This window comes from Micromonospora sp. NPDC048887, from assembly GCF_040649715.1.
Taxonomy (GTDB): Bacteria; Actinomycetota; Actinomycetes; order Mycobacteriales; family Micromonosporaceae; genus Micromonospora.
The window spans coordinates 155,432-173,647 of record NZ_JBEZGA010000005.1 but is presented as its reverse complement, the minus strand read 5'-3'; the positions used below and the strand labels follow the sequence as shown (position 1 = coordinate 173,647).

The following is an 18,216-nucleotide window of genomic DNA, read 5'->3' as shown; positions in this document are numbered from 1 at the left end:
AGCCGGGTCTGGTTCGGTGGCGGTCCAGGCTTCGGACTCGGGAGGGCACGTGTCGCACGGCGACGACGGTTGGCGGATCCGGCGCACCAGCGACGACCTGGACCGGCTGGGTGAGACCGAGTCCGTCTTCGCGCTCGCGAACGGCTGGGTGGGCTGGCGCGGGACCCTCGACGAGGGCGAGCCCTGCGGCATGCCCGGCAGCTACCTCAACGGGTTCCACGAGCAGCACGAGCTGAGCTACCCGGAGAGCGGATACGCGTTCCCGGAACTCAGCGACACCGTGATCAGCGCGCCGAACGCCGCACTGATCCGGCTCTGGGTCGACGACGAGCCGCTGGACCTGGGCACCGGCACGATCCGGCGGCACCACCAGGAGCTGGACCTGCGTGCCGGGGTGGTGCGCCGGGAGACCGAGTGGGTCTCGCCGGGCGGCCGGGGCGTGCGGATCCGCAGCACCCGCCTGGTCTCGCTGACCCGCCGCCCGGTCGCCGCGCTCGACTGGACGGCGGAGCCGCTGGACGGGCCGGTCCGGCTGCGGGCCGGTGCCGACCTGCTCGCCAACCAGCGGGTGCCGGAACGCGCCGACGACCCCCGGGCCGCCTCCGTGATCCACGATCCGCTCACCGGCGAACTCCGCCGCGAAGACGGTCTCGACGGCGTGCTCGTGCACCGGACCGGGCGCAGCGGCCAGCGGGTCGCCGTCGCCGTCGCGCACCGGATCGAGGCGCCCGGCGAGGTCGCCACCGGCACCGAGCTGACCGCCGACCGGTTCCGGCTGGCGCTCACCGGCCCGGTACGCCCCGGCGAGCGCATCCGGGTCACCCGGTTCGCCGCGTACGAGTGCGCCGACGTCGACGGCATCCCGGCCGGTGAGCTGGCCGACCTGGTCGTCGCGGAGGCGGGCGCGGCCCGGGACGACGGATTCGACGCCCTGCTCGCCGAGCAGCGCGCCGCGCTCGACGCGGCGTGGGCCACCGCCGACGTGGAACTGGACGGCGACCCGGAGCTGCAACTCGCGGTGCGGTTCTCGGTGTTCCACCTGCTCCAGTCCGGCCGCGCCGACGGCGACCGGACCATCCCGGCCAAGGGGCTGACCGGCAACGGCTACGACGGGCACGTGCTCTGGGACACCGAGGGCTACGTGCTGCCGGTGCTGACGTACCTGGCGCCGGAACTGGCCCGCTCGGCGCTGCGCTGGCGGCACGCCCACCTGCCGGAGGCCCGCGAGCGCGCGGCCGAGCTGCGCCTGACCGGCGCCACCTACCCGTGGCGGACGCTCAGCGGCCGGGAGTGCTCCGGCTACTGGCCGGCCGGCAGCGCGGGTCTGCACGTCAACGCGGACATCGCCGACGCGGTGCTGCGGTACGTCTCGGCCACCGGCGACACCGCCTTCCTCGCCGAGTGCGGTGCCGAGGTGCTGATCGAGACCGCCCGGCTGTGGCACGGATACGGCCACTTCGACGACGGCGGCGCGTTCCACCTGACCGGCGTCACCGGCCCGGACGAGTACTCCGCGCTGGTCGACGACAACGTCTTCACCAACCTGATGGCCCGGCGCAACCTGCGCGGCGCGGCCGACACGGCGGAGGACTGCCCCGAGGTGGCCGCGCGGCTCGGTGTCGACGCCGCCGAGGTGACCGCCTGGCGGGCCGCCGCCGACGCCATGTTCGTCCCGTACGACGGCAAGCGCGGCGTGCACGAGCAGTCGGCCGGTTTCACCGCGCAGCCGGAGTGGGACTTCGCCGGCACCGGCGAGGACGACTACCCGCTGCTGCTGCACTTCCCCTACCTGGAGCTGTACCGCAAGCAGGTGGTCAAGCAGGCCGACCTGGTGCTGGCCATGCTGCGCTGCCCGGGGGAGTTCACGGCCGAGGAGAAGACGCGCAACGTCGCCTACTACGAGGCGCGGACCGTCCGGGACTCGTCGCTGTCGGCGTCCGCGCAGGCGATCCTCGCCGCCGAGGTCGGGCATCTCGACCTGGCGTACGACCTGTTCGCCGAGACGGCGTTGCAGGACCTCGCGGACCTCGGCGACAAGACCGCCGACGGGCTGCACCTGGCGTCGCTGGCCGGCGCGTGGCTGGTGGTGGCGCAGGGCTTCGGCGGGCTGCGCGACGACCGGGGCGTGCTCTCCTTCGAGCCGCGGCTACCAGGGCCGATCAGCCGGCTCGCGTTCCACCTGCGCCGGCACGGGCAGCGGCTGCGGGTCACGCTCACCGAGCGGGAGGCCCGCTACGAGCTGCCGGACGCCGGGCCGGGCGACGCGGTGGAGCTGTGGCACCACGGCGAACAGCTCCGGGTCACCGGCGACGGGCCGGTCACCCGGCCGATGCCGCCGGTGCCCGACCCCGGCCCCGAGCCGCAGGCCCCGCCCGGCCGCCGTCCGGAACGGCGCGCTCAGGAGGCGGCCGGCGGCGACGACTGAGGTGGCAGGCCGGACATCCGGGCGACGACCTCTTCCAGCGCCTCGAACGCGTACGCCCAGTTGTGGCACTTGAAGCTGCGCAGCCCGGTGATCGGGGTGCGGCAGTCGGCACAGTGGACTCCGGGGATCGCGTCCGGCACCTCGGTGTTCACGTACTTGCGGTCGCCGAGGATCACCCGCGCGATCATCGTGTGGTCGTGCACGCCGTGCAGCGCGGACGCGACGATGTCGTACCAGGTGACCCGCCGGCCGCACTTCGGGCAGTCCGGGTCGTCGCCGCTGACCCACAGCGGTGCGCCGATGCTGCGCGCCGGCATGTTCAGCAGCTTCTCCAGCCGCCGTACGTCCGCCTCCGGGGTGGTCCACCGGTGCCGCCCGGGCAGCGACGCGGGCGAGTCGTAGACGGCGCGGAACACCGCCGGCTCGACCTCCACTGTCTCCCGTCCACCTGTCATCGGTACCTCCTCGCGACGGTGTATTCCCACCGTCGTACCAGGTGGGGGGCGGGATCAACCGGATCACCGACACGACGGGTCAGCGGTGTGTCGCGCAGAGTGCTAGACATCGAGGCGTGACGGAGGCTGAGAACCGACCCAATGTCGCCCGGATGTACGACTACTACCTCGGCGGCTGCCACAACTTCGCCGCCGACCGCGCCGCCGCCGAGGAGATCCTGAAGATCTTCCCGGACACCGGCGCCGCCGCGCAGAGCAACCGCGCGTTCCTGCGCCGGGTCGTGCGCTGGGCCGCCGAGCAGGGCGTACGCCAGTTCCTCGACATCGGTGCCGGCCTGCCCACCCAGGGCAACGTGCACGAGGTGGTCCGCACGGTCCGCCCCGACGCCCGGGTGGTCTATGTCGACCACGACGAGGTCGCCGTCGCGTACGCCCGGCGGCTGCTGCCTGCCGACGGCCGCACTGTCGTGCTCCAGGGCGACCTGCGGCGTCCCGCCGAGCTGCTGGCCGACCCGGCGCTGCGGGCCACCATCGACCTGTCCGAGCCGGTGGCGGTGCTGCTGCTCGCGGTGCTGCACTTCGTGCCCGACGCCGACGACCCGTACGCGGCGGTGGCGACGCTGCGCGACGCGACAGTCCCGGGCAGCGTGCTCGCGCTGTCCCACCTCACCCTGGACGGCCTGCCGACGCTGCCCACCGAGCAGGGCACGGCGATCTACCGCCGCAGCAGTTCCCCGCTCGTGCCCCGCACCCGCGACGAGGTGGCCCGCTTCCTCGACGGCTACGAGTTGGTCGAGCCGGGCCTGGTCAAGGTGGCGGACTGGCGGCCCGACGGGGAACCGCAGGCAGCGGTGTCGCACGGCTACGGCGGGGTCGGCCTCCGCCGCTGAGCCGCGCGGTCAGCCCAGGCCGCCGTGCGCGCCCCAGAGCGCGACGGCCCGGTCGGCCGCCGCCGCCACAAGCGCGGCCAGCTCGGGCCGGTCGGGCACCCGGAACGAGACGTACGCGCCCCGGCCGCCGGCGGTGGGCCGGCCGTACGCCTTCGCGGCCAGGCGCCCGTCCGGCAGCAGCCTGATGTTGAGCGTGGTCAGCGTGAACTCCTCGCCGCGCCGGGTGTCGGTCCAGCGCAGCTCCTCGGGCACCGTCACGTTGACGGCGAGGGCGCTGACGTCGGGTGGGGCGGCGCTGCTCATCGCCCGATCGTCGCACGATCGCCGGCTCAGCGGCGCAGCGTCGTCTCGCGGGTCATGTGGGACAGCTTCTCCGGGTTGCGCACCGCGTAGAGGCCGCTGATGCGGCCGTCGTCGAGGCGTACCGCGACGACGGTGTCCAGCTCACCGTCGAGGCGTACCAGCAGCGCCGGGTAGCCGTTCACCTGCGCCGGTTCCATCGACGCGACGGCGGCGACGCGGCGCCACCCACCCGCGAGCAGGCGGGCCACCTTGTCGCCGCCGCTGATCGGCCGAACGATCGCCTGCTTGATCCCGCCGCCGTCGCCCACCAGCACCGCGTCGTCGGCCAGAACGCGGAGCAGCCCGTCCAGGTCGCCGGTCTCGACCGCCCGCCGGAACGCGTCGAGCGCGTCGCGGGCCTCGGCCGCCGAGACGGTACGCCGGGGGCGGCGTGCCGCGACGTGGACCCGCGCCCGGTGCGCGATCTGCCGCACCGTGGCCGGGTTCCGTTCGACGGTCTCGGCGATCTCGTCGTAGCCGACGTCGAACACCTCGCGCAGCACGAACACGGCCCGCTCGGTCGGCGTCAGTGTCTCCAGCACCAGCAGCATCGCCATCGACACGCTCTCGGCCAGCGTCACGTCGTCCGCCACGTCGGGCGCGGTGAGCAGCGGTTCGGGCAGCCACGACCCGACGTACGACTCCTTGCGCCGCCCGAGCGTGCGCAGCCGGGACAGCGCCTGCCGGGTGGTGATGCGCACCAGGTACGCGCGCCGGTCCCGGACCGCGCCGAGGTCGACCCCGGCCCACCGCAGCCAGGTCTCCTGCACCACGTCCTCCGCGTCGGCGGCCGAGCCGAGCATCTCGTACGCGACGGTGAAGAGCAGGTTCCGGTGCGCGAGGAAGTCCTCGGTGGCCGGGTCCGCCATGACTGACTCCTTCGCCGCTCGGGTCCGTTCCCCACCAGACGCCGCCCGCCGCCGCCGTGTGACACCGGGTCGCTGTGGCGGTCCTCACCCGGCGACGCCGTCACGCCGGACGCGTCCCCGGCATCTCGTGGTCGTCAGACACCACCCCAGCAGAGAGGGCGCCACCATGCAGACCCGATTCAACCTGTTCGACAACCCGGTCTCGGCGACGTTCATGAAGCGCTTCGCCGGCGCGGGCCTGGTGATCCACCAGTCGTCGCTGCCCCGCACCGTCCAGGAGTTGGTGTCGCTGCGGGCCAGCCAGATCAACGGCTGCGGCTGGTGCATCGACATGCACACCAAGGAGGCGGTGGCCGGGGGCGAGAGTGCGGTCCGGCTGAACCTGGTCGCCGCCTGGCGTGAGTCGACGGTCTTCACCGAGGCCGAGTGCGCGGCGCTGGCGTTCGCCGAGGAGGGCACCCGGCTCGCCGACGCCCACCAGGGCGTGTCCGACGAGACGTGGGAGCGGGTACGCAAGCACTACGACGACGACCAGATCGCCGCGCTCGTGTGCCTGCTCGGGCTGATCAACGCGGCGAACCGGTTCGCGGTGCTCGTGCACCAGCGCGGCGGCTCGTACGAGCCGGGGATGTTCGCGGCGGCCCTGAGCTGAGCGCGGCCGTCACCGCAGGTTCCAGAAGAACGACCGGACGTCGTCGACGAACAGCTCCGGCACCTCCAGGGCGGCGAAGTGACCGCCCCTGTCGAACTCGCTCCACTGCCGGATCGTGTACGTCAGCTCGGCGATCGGGCGTACCGGCCGGGTGATGTCGTGCGCGAACACGGCCACCCCGAGCGGGGGCGGGCAGGGTGCGGGCGGGCCACCGAACGCGCTCTCCCGCACCAGCCGCGCGGACGAGGCGGCGGTGCCGGTGAGCCAGTAGACCGAGACGTCGGTGAGGACGCGATCCACGCTGACGGCCGACCCCGGGTCGGTCCACTCGGTGAACTTCTCGGCGATCCACGCGAGCTGCCCGGCGGGTGAGTCGTGCAGCGCGTACGACACGGTCTGCGGACGGCTGGCGTAGAGCACCTGGTGGGGGTGCCGCTGCGTCTTGAGCCGCATGATCCGGGCCAGCCGGTCCCGGTCCTCGCTGGACAGTCCGGCCTCGCCGGTCCAGCCCGGTGGCGGGGGCGTGGGCAGGTAGTTGAGGTGGACGCCGACGACGTGCTCCGCGTCGATGCCGCCGAGCCGGGTGGAGATGACCGAACCCCAGTCACCGCCCTGTGCGCCGTACCGCCGGTAGCCGAGCCGGCGCATCAGCTCGGCCCAGGCGCGGGCGACGCGGTCGACGTCCCAGCCGCGTTCCCGGGTCGGCCCGGAGAAGCCGAACCCGGGGATCGACGGTACGACCAGGTGGAACTGCTCGGACAGCGGGCCGAGCACGTCGAGGAACTCCACGACCGAGCCGGGCCAGCCGTGCGTGAGGAGCAGCGGCAGCGCGTCCGGGGCGGTGGAGCGTACGTGCAGGAAGTGGATGTTCTGCCCGTCGATGGTGGTGGTGAACTGCGGGTACCGGTTCAGCTCGGCCTCGGCCGCCCGCCAGTCGTACGCGGTGCGCCAGTGCTCGGCAAGCTCCCGTACGCGGGCCAGCGGGATGCCGTAGTCCCATCCTGCGTCTGGTAGCTCGTCGGGCCAGCGGGTGCGGGCCAGGCGGTCGGCCAGGTCGTCGAGGTCGGCCTGCGGGACGTGGACGCGAAACGGCTCGATCACGGCTTCCGCCTTTCCGTTGGTGGCACTAACGTTTGTATGACTAACGGTAACGTAGATCGTTGGGGACGCCAACGGTTTCGGATAGGCTGGGCGCGTGGAGAACCCGGAGCCGGACCTCGTGCCGACACGCCTGGCCGGCCTGCCGAGCTGGCTGATCACCCAGACCGCCGTACGCGCCGGCCGGCTGGTCGCCGACGGCCTCGCGGCTGCCGACGCCCGGGGCTACCACTTCCGGCTGCTCGCCACGCTCGACGAGTTCGGGCCGGCCAGCCAGGCGGCGCTCGGCCGGCGCAGCGGCATCCATGTCAGCGACGTGGTGGCGGCGCTGAACGAACTCGCCGAGCGCGAGTTCGTCACCCGCAGCCCGGACCCGGCCGACCGGCGGCGCAACGTCGTCACCGTCACCGCAGCCGGGCGGCGGCAGCTGCGGCGGCTGGAGAAGCGACTCGCCGCCGTGCAGGACGAGCTGCTCGCGCCGCTGTCGCCGGACGAGCGGGCGGACCTGGCCCGGCTGCTGGCGCGGGTGCTCGCCCACCACACCCGTCCGTCCACCTGACGGCTGCCTTCCGGCACCGTCCTCTTTCGCCGGCCTACCATTATCGTTCTCGATAGTGATAAAGTCTGCGGCGTGACGACGTCGATGGAGCGGTGGGCGGAGATCGCGCTGCACCCGGTGCGGATCCGGATCCTGCGCGCGGTCGCCGGTGCCCGGGTGACCACGCACGACCTGGTCGAGCTGCTGCCCGACGTCCCGCAGGCCACCCTCTACCGCCACCTGGCGACGCTCGTGAAGACCGGGATGCTCGACGTGGTGCAGGAGCGCAAGGTCCGCGGGGCGGTCGAGCGGGTGTACGCGCTGCCCGCGCACGGCGCGGCGCTGGACCCGGCGGCCCTGGCGACGGCGACGCCGGAGGACCACGCGCGCTACTTCACCGCGTTCGTGTCGAGTCTGCTGTCGGAGTTCTCCCGCTACCTCGCCCGGGATTCCGTCGACTTCGTCGCCGACGGCGTCGGCTACCAGCAGCTCGTCCTGCACCTGACCGACGCCGAGCTGCACGAGTTCGCGGCCGGGCTCAACGCGCTGGTCGGCCCGTTCCTCACCAGAGGCCCCGGCGACGGACGGATCCCCCGGCTGCTCGCGACGGTCCTGATGCCCGCCGATCGCCCGGCGACCCCCGGCGACACACCCACGCACACGCACACGTCAGCGCACGACTCCGACACGACGAAGGGCGACGATTGATGGCCTCGACAACGCTTGACGGCGACGTGATCGACATCCGGTTCACCGGATGGGAACGACTGTGGGTCGGGCGGGAACGATTCACGCTGCGCCTGGCTGCCGTGCGGCACGCCGTCCCGGTGGACGAGCCGATCCGGCTGGCCCGTGGCGCCCGGCGCGGGTACACAGTGTCCGGCTTCGCCAAGGTCGGTGTCTGGGGCATCTTCGGCGGCCCCCGGCAGCTCGTGGCGGCCCGGCGTGGTCAGCCCGGCCTGCACCTGGTGCTGGACCGCGCGGCGGCCGGCGGGGAGTTCGACGAGGTGGTCGTCTCCGATCCGGCCGCCGGGCACCTCGCCGAGGCGATCGGGCGTGCGACGAGGGGCCGGCCATGACCGGCGACCGGCTGGCGATCGAGGCGTCGGGCCTGACCAAGCGCTACGGCGACGTCACCGCCGTCCGCGACCTGACCTTCACCGTACGACCCGGCGCGGTCACCGGTTTCCTCGGCCCGAACGGCGCCGGCAAGACCACCACGATGCGCATGCTGACCGGACTGGTGACGCCGACCAGCGGCACCGCCACGATCGGCGGGCAGCCGTACGGCCGGCTGGCCCAGCCGTCGCGGACCGTCGGCGCGGTGTTCGACGGCAACGCGTTCCACCCCGGCCACACCGCCCGTGACCACCTGGGTGTCTACGCCGCGATGGCCGGCTGTCCGGACAGCCGCGTCGCGGAACTGCTGGACCTGCTCGGCCTCGCGCAGGCCGCCGACCGTCGCACCCGGGAATTCTCCACCGGCATGCGCCGACGGCTCAGCCTCGCCACGGCGCTGCTCGGCGACCCGCGCGTCCTGCTGCTCGACGAACCGTCGAACGGCCTGGACCCGGAAGGCATGTCGTGGCTGCGCGGACTGCTGCGCCGGCTCGCCGACGAGGGCCGCACCGTGCTGGTCTCCAGCCACGTCCTGCACGAGGTCCAGCAGGTGGTGGACGACGTGGTGGTGATCCGGCGCGGCGTACTCGTCGCCGCCGGGCCGTGGTCCCGGCTCACCGGCCCGTCGACGGTGCTCGTCACCTCGCCGGACGCCACCGACCTGGCCGCCGCCCTGACGGCGGGCACCGGGTCCGTCGAACCGGCCGGGCCCGGCCGACTGCGGGTACGCGGACTGGACGCGCCGCGCGTCGCCGACCTCGCCGCGGACCACCGGCTGCGGATCCACGAGCTGGTCACCGAGACCACAAGCCTCGAACAGCTCTTCCTCGACCTGACCACCGACACGGCGGAGGCCCGATGAACCTGGTCAGAGCGGAACTTCGCCGGGTGCTGGCCACCCGCATGTGTACCGGGCTGCTGCTCGCCGCCGTCGCGCTCGGCGGCGGCCTGGTCGGGCTCATGGCGCTCGTCGGACCGGAGAACTTCGACCCGCCGATGCCCGGCCTGCACACCGAGGAGGGCCTGCGGTCCATCCTCGGCCTCCTCGGTTTCACCGCCTTCGTGCCGGCCGCGGCCGGGGCCCTCGCGGCGACGTCCGAGTACCGGCACGGCACCGCCGCCGTCACGTTCATGTTCGCGCCGCGCCGAGGGCGGGTGCTCGCCGCCAAACTCGCCACCCACGCGATCGTCGGCCTCGGCTACGGGGTCGCCCTGGCCGGCTCCGCCGCGGTGGCCCTGTTCACCGTCGCCGCCGCGCGTGGCGTGTCGCTGGGCCTGCCCGCTCCCACAGTGCTGGCGCTGCTCGCCCGCATCGGCGTCGCGATGGGGGTGAACCTCCTTGTCGGCACCGGCGTGGGCGCGCTGCTCCGCAACCAGGTCGCTGCCGTGTGCGTCGTGGTCGGCTACCTGTACCTGGCCGAGCCCGTACTGATGATGATCCCCGGCGTCAACGCGCTCTACCCGCTCCTGCCCGGCGGCGCCACCGCCGCACTCACCGACTTCACCTACGTCGCCGACGCGATGTCCGCGCAGCTCGGCAGCGACGCCGTCGCGCTCCTGCCACCGGCGGCCGGCGCGTTGTTGCTGACCGGGTACGCGCTCGCCGCCGCCGCGGTCGCCGTGGTCGTCCCGATGCGCCGCGACATCACCTGAGCGTCGCCATTTCGTCGCCGTCCGGCGTATCAGGGCTGGCGCCGACCGAAGACGATTCGTACTCTGGTCATCCGACGTCGGGGGTCGACGGTGGGGGAGGGTCGACGCTGCATGGAGCCGGTCCTCGCCGGTCTGCCGACCGACCGCGTCGTCGCCCTGCCCGGCGCACACGCCGACACGGTCGCCATGACGATCGCCCACGACCACGCGGAGCCGGCCGCCGTCGTGCACCGCCCGGCCTCGGCGTACGCGATGCCGGCCGACTTCGTGCACGCCGCGCTGGACCGGCTCGAACAGGTCGCCGTCGAGCTGCTCCCGGCCTGGCTGCCCGAGACCGCTGACGGCGTCCGCCCGGACGTCTCCGGCCTCGCCGCCGTACGGGCCGCGGCCGCCGCCCGCTCGCGCCGGGACCGCTACCCCGGCTCGTTCCTGACCGACCTGGCCGTCTTCGCGGTCACCGGGCGGCGGCCGAGCGTCACGACGCTCCCGCTACGTGTGCGGGCCGCCGCGCTGGCGCGTCTGGTGGCCGGCGCGTTCGGTCGGCGGAAGGTGGTGCTGCTGGTCGAGCCGGTCCACGGCGACGCCGCCGTTGTCGCGGCCGGTGGGGGATGGCTCGTGCAGCACGGCGGTCCGGCGGTCTGGCTGGTCGGCGCCGGCGCGGCCGGGCTGGACGGTCTTCCGGCGTTCCCCGCGCCGCCGACCGTGCCCGCCGCGCCGCCCGCCGGGCACGCGCCGGCGGCGGGTAGACCGCATCCGGGCAGCGACGCCGAGAAGCGCCTGGAGGCGGCGCTGGCGGCGCAGAGCTGGTCGGCCGGGCGGCGATGGAACCAGAGCTACCAGTCGCACCGCCTGGCCGCGCCGGTACGCCTGGATCTACTGTGGCCGGACGAGCGATGCGTGGTGGAGATCGACGGTCCGGAGCACTGCCGCCCGGTCCGGTTCGAGGCCGACCGGCAACGCGACGTCCAACTGCAACTGGACGGCTACGCCGTCCTGCGCTTCACGAACGCCCGAGTAATCCACGACGTCGGCACCGTGGTCGCGCAGATCGGCACCTGTCTGCGGGCCCGTCGCCGAGACCTGGCGGAAGGACGGCACCATGGCCGGCGATGACCTGACCGCATCCGAGAGCGCGATCCTCGTCGTGCTCATGGCCGAGGCGCGGGAGGTGCTGAGCACCGAACTGCGGGACCGTTACGGCCTGGTCGTACGCAAGCCGCAGCGCGACAAGCTCACCCGCCTGCACTACGTCGCCAGCCGCAGGAGCGGACCGACGTACGCCCTGCAACTGGACGACAAGGGCTGGGTACGGATGCAGAGCGAGCTGGACTTCGCGCTGCGCGGGGCGAGCGCGCTCGGCGCGGCGCTCACCGCCTTGCAGGTGAGCCTGCGCGATCGGGTCCTGGCCCGCAGCGGCTGCGCGACGCTCGCCGAGCTCTTCGCGCTCACCGACGTGCGCGCGCCTGCCGCTGAGCCGTCCGGGTCGATGGAGGCTCGGGTGGTCGCCGCGTACCGGGCGCTCGCCGACGAACCCGGCGCCTGGGTGAGCCTGCGCCGGCTGCGGCCGTTCTTCGCCGACGTGCCGCGCGGCGACCTGGACGAGGCCCTGCGCCGGCTCAGCCGCTCCGAGGGCGTCACCATCGCGCCGGAGTCGAACCAGAAGACGCTCACCGGGGCCGACATCGAGGCCGCGCTTCGCCTCGGCGGGCAGGACAATCACCTGCTGGCGATCGGCGGGTAATGAACGAGGCGGAACGGAACGCGCTGGCCGCCCTGCGGTTCGACTGGGCGCCGGTGCCCGACGACGTGTGGCGCCCGTTGCCCTTCCACGTCGACGGCCTGCACGTACCAGTGGTGCGGGAGGTTCTCGCCGGGGTCGACGAGGCCGCGCAGAACCCGCACGGCAGCCCGCTCGGCCTGGTCGTCCAGGGCCAGCGCGGCTCCGGCAAGACCCACCTGCTGGGCGTGATCCGCCAGCAGGTGCAGGAGCGCGGCGGCTACTTCTTCCTGGTCGGCCTGCTCGACGCCGGCGGCTTCTGGGACGGTGTGCTCGCCGCGATGCTCGACGGCCTGTCCCGGCCGGTGCCCGGCAGCAGCGAGACGCAGCTCAAACTGCTGCTGCGGCGGTTGTCCGCGAAGGTTGGGGCGCCCCGGACGGCACGCCGGGCCGTCATGGGCGACACCGAACTGACGAAGGCGGCGCTCGACGCCTTCCTGGACGGGCTCGGTGACTTCGACAGGCACACCGCCCGCACCTGCCAGGAGACGGCGCGGGCGCTGGCGCTCAGCGCCTCCGAGGACATCGCCCACCGCGACGTCGCGGAGAACTACTTCCTCTCCGGTGAGGAGATGGTCGCCGGGGAACGCGCGGCCTGGGGCATGCGCCGCGTCCCGCGCCCGGCCCAGCAGATCGTGCAGGACCTGTCCTGGCTGCTCGCCCTCACCGGCCCGTCGGTGGTGGCGATCGACCAGATCGACACGCTGATCGCCCAGTTGGCGATCCAGAGCGACCCGGCGCTGGTCGGCGCCGCCGCGATGAGCCCGGAGCAGGCGCTGATGCTGGCCCGGATGGCGGACGGCCTGATGGCGTTGCGGCAGTCGACCCGCCGCACGCTCACCGTTCTCGCGTGCATCCCGAACTCGTGGACCGTCATCAGGTCCGCCGCCGCCGACACCGTGGCCGACCGGTTCCGCGAGGCGCCCCGACTGCGCCGGATCGACGACGCCGACCTGGCTCGGGCGATCATCGAGAAGCGGTTCACCGTCCGCTACCGGGAGGCGGGGTTCGTGCCTCCGTACCCGTCCTGGCCGGTGTCCCCGCGCGCCTTCGCCGAGGCCGGCGCGTTCACCCCGCGCCAACTGCTCATCGAGATCGACAGGCACATCCGCGCGTGCATCGCCGACGACGAGGTCCGGGAGATGACCACGCTCGGCGAGCCACCCACCGCCGAACCCCGGGCGCCCCGGCCCGCCCCGGTCACCGCCACCGGCGAGGAGATGGACCGGTACGACGCCCGGTTCGCCGAGCTGCGGGAGGCCGCCGACGTCACCGGGCCGCTGCGACGCGTGTCCGAGGACGAGGTGATGCCGCCACTGCTCGCGGCCGGGCTCACCGCCTGGATCCTGGAGCGGGGCGACGCGGGCGAGGCGTTCAGCGTCGACCCGCCGCCGAGCACCGACCCGCCGCTGCACGCCCGGCTGCGGCTCACGCTCGACGAGCGCACCGAGGATCAGGTGCACTGGTGTTTCCGGGCGATCGCCGACGACCACCACGGCAACGCCGCGCTGGCCCGGCTCCGCAAGGCGAGCGTGTCCGCCGCCCTCGACACCGGATCGGGCCGGCGGAAGCTGTTCCTGCTGCGCAACCGCGCCTGGTCGGCGAGTGCGGCCACCGGCCGGGCGGTCGCCGCGTTCACCGAGGCGGGCGGCCAGACGCTCGGCGTCGACGAGGAGGACGTGCGCATCCTGTCCGCGCTGCGGGTCATGCTCGCCGAGGCCACCATGGACCTCCAGGGCTGGCTGGCCGCGCGCCAGCCGACCCGGGAACTGAAGTTCCTCCAGCACGCGCTGGCCGATGTGGACCGCTGGACCGCCGACGCCGGGCCCTCGCCGGAACCCGCCGGGCCGACGCCGGCCGCCACCGCTCCGGCCGACCCGTCCTTCGTCATCGGGCACGGGTACGACGACGGCGAACCGGTGCCGCTGGCGCTCGAGGCGCTGCGCAAGCACACCACGATCTTCGCCGGCTCCGGCTCCGGCAAGACCGTCCTCATCCGCCGCATCGTCGAGGAGTGCGCGTTGGCGGGCGTCTCCGCCATCGTGCTCGACCCCAACAACGACCTCGCCCGCCTCGGCGAGGAATGGCCCGAGTCACCGCCACAGTGGCGGCCGGGCGACGCGGACCGGGCCCGGGACTACCTCGCGCACACCGACGTCGTCGTCTGGACGCCGCGCCGCAACTCGGGCCGCCCGCTGAGTTTCCAGCCGCTGCCCGACTTCACCGGCGTACGCGACGACCCGGACGAGTTCGCCGAGGCCGTCGAGGCGGCCGTCGCGTCGCTCGCACCGCGCGCCATGGTGACCGGCCGGGCCACCCGGGCGCACCTCGGGCTGGCCGTGCTGCGCAAGGCCGTCGAGCACTACGGCCGGCGCGGCGGCTCCCGCCTGCAGGGCCTCATCGACACGCTCGCCGACCTGCCGGACGGGCTCATCGACCTGGACGACGCCGACCGGATCGGCCTGAGCCTGGCGCAGACCCTCACCGCCGCCATGGTGAACGATCCGCTGTTCGGGGGCGAGGGCACGCCGATGGATCCCGGTGTGCTCCTCACCCCCGCGCCCGGCAGGAGGGCCCGCGTCTCCGTGGTCAGCCTGGTGGGGTTGCCGTCCGACGACGTCCGGCAGAGCTTCGTCAACCAGCTCCAGATGGCCCTGTTCGCCTGGATCAAGAAGAACCCCGCCGGGGACCGCCCGCTGCTCGGGCTGCTCATCATGGACGAGGCGCAGACGTTCGCCCCGTCCGGCGCGATGACCGCGTGCACCCAGAGCACGCTGGCGCTCGCCGCCCAGGCCCGCAAGTACGGGCTCGGGCTGGTCTTCGCCACCCAGGCGCCGAAGGGCCTGCACAACCGCATCCCGGGAAACGCGGCGACCCAGCTCTACGGCCTGATGAACAGCCCGATCCAGATCGAGGCGGCCCGTGAGATGGCCCGGGCCAAGGGCGGCGACGTGCCGGACATCTCCCGCCTGACGGTCGGCGAGTTCTACCTCGCCGCCGAGGGCGCCGCACCCCGCAAGATCCGGACCCCGCTGTCGCTGACCCACCATCCGCGCAGCCCGCTCACGGTCGAGGAGGTGCTGGACCGGGCCCGTGGCGGTCAGGGGCGCAGCACGTAGCGCCCGCGTACCCCGCCCTCCGCCACCGCGCGGTGCGCGTCCGCCACCTGGTCCAGCGGCACCACCGCGTGCACCCGCGCGGGCAGCTCACCGGCAGCGGTGCGGGCGAGCAGGCCGGCCAGGCGTGCGCCGTCGGGGCGCACGTCGACCGCGCGCACAGTGACTCCGCGCTCTGCGGCCGGCAGGGCGTTCGGCCGGACGCCGACGAACACGCCGCCGTCGCGGACCAGCGCGAACCCCTGTTCCTGCCACCCGGCGGCGTCGGCGACGGCGTCCCAGCCGGGCTCGGCCGCGGTGGTGAAGTCGGCGCCGAGGTCGCGGACGAACTTCTCGTCCCCGGCCCGCGCCAGGCCGGTCACCCGCCATCCCCGGTCCCGGGCGAGCGGCACGACGTAGCCGCCGACCGCGCCGGCCGCGCCGGTGACCAGCAGCCGGCCGCCGTCGGGCGCGTCGCCGAGCAGGTCGACGATCTGCGCCGCGGTCTGGCCGTTGAGCGGCACCGTCGCCGCCGCCGCCAGATCCAGACCATCGGGTACGACGGCCAGGTCGGACACGGGTACGACGAGCTGCTCGGCATACGTGCCGAAGTCGCGGTCGAACCCGCCGACCAGCCCGGCGACCCGGGTGCCCACGGTGAGGTCGACGCCGGGACCGGTCGCGGCGACGACACCGGCGAAGTCCCAGCCGAGTCCGGTGTGGTGCGGCTGGTTGATGAGCCCCAGTGAGTGGAAGAAGCCGCCGACGACCCCGAGGTCGGCCGGGTTGACCGGTGCCGCCGCGACGTCCACCCGGACCTCGCCGGGTCCCGGCTCGCGCTGCGCGACGTCGATGATCTCGATCGAGTCCGGCCCGGCCGGGGTGCGGACGACTGCGGCGCGGAAGGTGGGCGTACCCATGGTTGTGTCTCCTTGTTCGTGAGGGGTGTTCCCGCTCCACGATGGAGGGGTAACTTTCTTTCGGGAAGTACGCACTTCGGAGTGCGTTGGGTACCCCCGGGTAGGAGGCGCGGACGATGCCGACGCAGACGGCGGCGCAGCGGCGGGCGCAGGCGCGGGAGGAGTACGACGCGTTCCTCGCCGAATGCCCGAGCCGGCAGCTCCTGGACCGCATCTCCGACAAGTGGGTGGCGCTGATCCTGGCCGCGCTGGGCCGCGACGGCCCGGACCGCAACGCGGAGCCGCGGGTCATGCGCTACTCCGAACTGTCCCGCCGGCTGGCCGGGGTCAGTCAGAAGATGCTCACCCAGACGTTGCGCTCGCTGGAGCGCGACGGCCTGGTCACCCGCACCGTGACGCCGAGCGTGCCGGTGACTGTCACCTACGAGCTGACCGGCCTCGGCCAGTCGCTGCACCAACTCATGTACGGCATGAAGCTGTGGGCCGAGGCGCACATGGACGAGGTACACGCCAACCGCGAGCGGTACGACGCCGACGCCGATCGCTGACCGGCCCCGCCGGGCTCTCCGAAACTTTCGGTCCTCGCTGCGCCTGTCGGCGCCCGGGTCGAGCGCTGCCCTGTGACGTCCCTCGATGGCCTGACGCCCTGATCAGCCGGGCTGGCCCCCTGTTCGATTGAATATCGACATTGACCGATCGTGCCGTCGCGGATATCTTCCCAGGGAAGTTACCGGTACATCTTCGAAAAGTTTCAGGGCAGTGACGCGAGGGGTGCGCACGCCGGCTCCCGTCCGCGTCCAGCCGGGCATCGCCAGCGCATCATCGTCCGATATGCAGAGGAGTGTCATGAAACATCTACCGAGGCGCAGCCACCGCGTGGTGCTGGCCGCCGTCACCAGCGCGCTGGCACTTGCCGGTGCCGCGCTCGTGGTGCCCAGCCTGGCCCAGGCGGCGGCGAGCACGCTCGGCGCCGCCGCGGCACAGTCCGGCCGCTACTTCGGCACCGCCATCGCGGCGAACCGGCTGAACGACTCGACCTACAGCACGATCGCGGCGCGTGAGTTCAACATGATCACTGCCGAGAACGAGATGAAGCCGGAGGCGCTGCAGCCCAACCGGGGCCAGTTCAACTTCTCCTCGGGTGACCAGATCTACAACTGGGCCACCCAGCGCGGCCTCCAGGTCCGCGGCCACACGCTGGCCTGGCACGCGCAGCAGCCCGGCTGGATGCAGAGCCTGAACGGCAGCAACCTGCGTCAGGCCATGATCGACCACATCAACGGCGTGATGGCCCACTACCGGGGCAAGCTGGCCGCGTGGGACGTGGTCAACGAGGCGTTCAACGAGGACGGCAGCCGCCGCAGCTCGAACCTCCAGGGCACCGGTAACGACTGGATCGAGGTCGCGTTCCGTACCGCGCGGGCGGCGGACCCGTCGACGAAGCTCTGCTACAACGACTACAACATCGAGAACTGGTCGTATGGCAAGACGCAGGGCGTCTACAACATGATCCGGGACTTCAAGTCCCGTGGGGTGCCGATCGACTGCGTGGGTCTGCAGACCCACTTCACCGGTGGTAGCTCGCTGCCGGGCAACTTCCAGACCACGCTGCAGAACTTCGCCGCCCTCGGTGTCGACGTGGCGCTGACCGAGGTCGACGTCACCAACTCCTCCACCAGCCAGTACGCCGGGCTGACCCAGACGTGCATCAACGTGCCGCGCTGCATCGGCATCACCGTGTGGGGCGTGCGGGACAGCGACTCGTGGCGTTCGAACGAGAACCCGCTGCTGTTCGACGGCAGCGGCAACAAGAAGGCCGCGTACAACTCGGTCCTCAACGCCCTCAACGCCGCGACGCCCAACCCCACCCCGACCGTGACGCCGACCGTGACGCCGACCGTGTCGCCGACCGGCGGACCGACCACGCCGCCGCCGACCGGCGGCGCGAGCCGGATCGTCGGCAGCCAGTCCGGCCGGTGCATCGACGTACCGAACTCCTCGCAGAGCAACGGCACCCGGGTGCAGCTCTACGACTGCCACGGCCAGACCAACCAGCGGTGGACCTACACCTCCAGCCGGCAACTGACCGTGTACGGCTCGATGTGCCTGGACGCCGCCGGCTCCGGCAACGGCTCGGCCGTCCAGATCTACAGCTGCAACGGCCAGACCAACCAGCAGTGGAACGTGAACTCCAACGGCACCATCAGCGGAGTCCAGTCCGGCCGCTGCCTCGACGTCTGGGGCACCGGCAACGGCCAGCAGGTGCAGATCTACGACTGCAACGGCCAGGCCAACCAGCGGTTCCAGCTCGTCGCGGCGAGCTGACCTCCTCGTACGGAAAACGGCTAACCGTCGTGGTCTCGGCCACGGCGGTTAGCCGTTT

General features: G+C 73.1%; 18 protein-coding genes. 13 read left to right on the top strand and 5 right to left on the bottom strand.

The window, feature by feature from the left end; genetic code table 11:
- Positions 1-49 precede the first annotated feature (49 nt).
- Entirely contained in the window at positions 50-2,425 is a 2,376-nt protein-coding gene (locus AB0C17_RS10605) for a glycosyl hydrolase family 65 protein (RefSeq protein ID WP_357468352.1), read from the top strand.
- Here AB0C17_RS10605 and AB0C17_RS10600 read toward each other — a convergent pair.
- On the bottom strand, positions 2,398-2,880 hold the full coding sequence (locus AB0C17_RS10600; protein WP_357385030.1) for a hypothetical protein: 483 nt from the start codon (positions 2,878-2,880) through the stop codon (positions 2,398-2,400). The two genes, AB0C17_RS10605 and AB0C17_RS10600, sit on opposite strands and share 28 nt — an antisense overlap.
- A gap of 116 nt (positions 2,881-2,996) precedes the next feature.
- Between AB0C17_RS10600 and AB0C17_RS10595 the strand changes: the two genes are divergently transcribed.
- On the top strand, positions 2,997-3,770 hold the full coding sequence (locus AB0C17_RS10595; RefSeq protein WP_357385028.1) for an SAM-dependent methyltransferase: 774 nt from the start codon (positions 2,997-2,999) through the stop codon (positions 3,768-3,770).
- A 9-nt stretch (positions 3,771-3,779) separates the two neighbouring features.
- Here the strand turns inward: AB0C17_RS10595 and AB0C17_RS10590 are convergent, their stop codons facing one another.
- Together AB0C17_RS10590 and AB0C17_RS10585 are read right to left on the bottom strand one after the other, a co-directional pair.
- Positions 3,780-4,073, bottom strand: a complete 294-nt coding sequence (locus tag AB0C17_RS10590) for a hypothetical protein (RefSeq protein WP_357385026.1) — start codon at positions 4,071-4,073, stop codon at positions 3,780-3,782.
- A 26-nt stretch (positions 4,074-4,099) separates the two neighbouring features.
- Entirely contained in the window at positions 4,100-4,981 is an 882-nt protein-coding gene (locus AB0C17_RS10585; RefSeq protein ID WP_357478070.1) for an RNA polymerase sigma-70 factor, read from the bottom strand.
- Positions 4,982-5,147: 166 nt separating this feature from the next.
- On the opposite strand from AB0C17_RS10585, the gene AB0C17_RS10580 reads away from it, so the two are divergent.
- Complete coding sequence (locus tag AB0C17_RS10580; RefSeq protein WP_357385022.1) at positions 5,148-5,633, top strand: carboxymuconolactone decarboxylase family protein; 486 nt, start codon at positions 5,148-5,150, stop codon at positions 5,631-5,633.
- A gap of 9 nt (positions 5,634-5,642) precedes the next feature.
- Here AB0C17_RS10580 and AB0C17_RS10575 read toward each other — a convergent pair whose 3' ends face one another.
- Positions 5,643-6,734 (bottom strand): epoxide hydrolase family protein, encoded by a 1,092-nt coding sequence (locus tag AB0C17_RS10575; protein WP_357478067.1) that lies wholly within the window; start codon positions 6,732-6,734, stop codon positions 5,643-5,645.
- A gap of 94 nt (positions 6,735-6,828) precedes the next feature.
- Between AB0C17_RS10575 and AB0C17_RS10570 the strand changes: the two genes are divergently transcribed.
- The 8 genes from AB0C17_RS10570 (at position 6,829) to AB0C17_RS10535 (ending at position 14,937) form a co-directional block, all read left to right on the top strand.
- The gene (locus tag AB0C17_RS10570; RefSeq protein WP_357385018.1) at positions 6,829-7,290 is read left to right on the top strand and encodes a MarR family transcriptional regulator; all 462 of its coding nucleotides are present in this window, start codon (positions 6,829-6,831) and stop codon (positions 7,288-7,290) included.
- Between the two features lie 72 nt (positions 7,291-7,362).
- A complete protein-coding gene (locus tag AB0C17_RS10565) occupies positions 7,363-7,977 on the top strand; it encodes a helix-turn-helix domain-containing protein (RefSeq protein ID WP_357478064.1) in 615 nt (204 codons plus the stop codon).
- Positions 7,977-8,348, top strand: a complete 372-nt coding sequence (locus AB0C17_RS10560) for a hypothetical protein (protein WP_357385014.1) — start codon at positions 7,977-7,979, stop codon at positions 8,346-8,348. Before AB0C17_RS10565 ends, AB0C17_RS10560 begins: the two co-directional genes overlap by 1 nt.
- A complete protein-coding gene (locus tag AB0C17_RS10555; RefSeq protein ID WP_357385012.1) occupies positions 8,345-9,250 on the top strand; it encodes an ATP-binding cassette domain-containing protein in 906 nt (301 codons plus the stop codon). The genes AB0C17_RS10560 and AB0C17_RS10555 overlap by 4 nt, the downstream gene beginning before the upstream one ends.
- Entirely contained in the window at positions 9,247-10,041 is a 795-nt protein-coding gene (locus AB0C17_RS10550) for an ABC transporter permease (protein WP_357478061.1), read from the top strand. Before AB0C17_RS10555 ends, AB0C17_RS10550 begins: the two co-directional genes overlap by 4 nt.
- Positions 10,042-10,152: 111 nt before the next feature.
- Positions 10,153-11,154, top strand: a complete 1,002-nt coding sequence (locus tag AB0C17_RS10545) for a DUF559 domain-containing protein (protein ID WP_357385008.1) — start codon at positions 10,153-10,155, stop codon at positions 11,152-11,154.
- Entirely contained in the window at positions 11,141-11,782 is a 642-nt protein-coding gene (locus AB0C17_RS10540) for a hypothetical protein (protein ID WP_357385006.1), read from the top strand. The genes AB0C17_RS10545 and AB0C17_RS10540 overlap by 14 nt, the downstream gene beginning before the upstream one ends.
- The gene (locus AB0C17_RS10535) at positions 11,782-14,937 is read left to right on the top strand and encodes a DUF87 domain-containing protein (RefSeq protein WP_357478058.1); all 3,156 of its coding nucleotides are present in this window, start codon (positions 11,782-11,784) and stop codon (positions 14,935-14,937) included. The genes AB0C17_RS10540 and AB0C17_RS10535 overlap by 1 nt, the downstream gene beginning before the upstream one ends.
- Here the strand turns inward: AB0C17_RS10535 and AB0C17_RS10530 are convergent.
- Positions 14,919-15,833 carry an NADP-dependent oxidoreductase gene (locus tag AB0C17_RS10530; RefSeq protein ID WP_357385002.1) on the bottom strand — a complete coding sequence of 305 codons (915 nt, stop codon included), beginning with the start codon at positions 15,831-15,833 and terminating at the stop codon, positions 14,919-14,921. The genes AB0C17_RS10535 and AB0C17_RS10530 overlap by 19 nt on opposite strands.
- A 116-nt stretch (positions 15,834-15,949) precedes the next feature.
- On the opposite strand from AB0C17_RS10530, the gene AB0C17_RS10525 reads away from it, so the two are divergent.
- A complete protein-coding gene (locus AB0C17_RS10525; RefSeq protein ID WP_357478055.1) occupies positions 15,950-16,381 on the top strand; it encodes a helix-turn-helix domain-containing protein in 432 nt (143 codons plus the stop codon).
- 298 nt (positions 16,382-16,679) lie between these two features.
- Positions 16,680-18,158 carry an endo-1,4-beta-xylanase gene (locus AB0C17_RS10520; protein ID WP_357478052.1) on the top strand — a complete coding sequence of 493 codons (1,479 nt, stop codon included), beginning with the start codon at positions 16,680-16,682 and terminating at the stop codon, positions 18,156-18,158.
- Positions 18,159-18,216 lie beyond the last annotated feature (58 nt).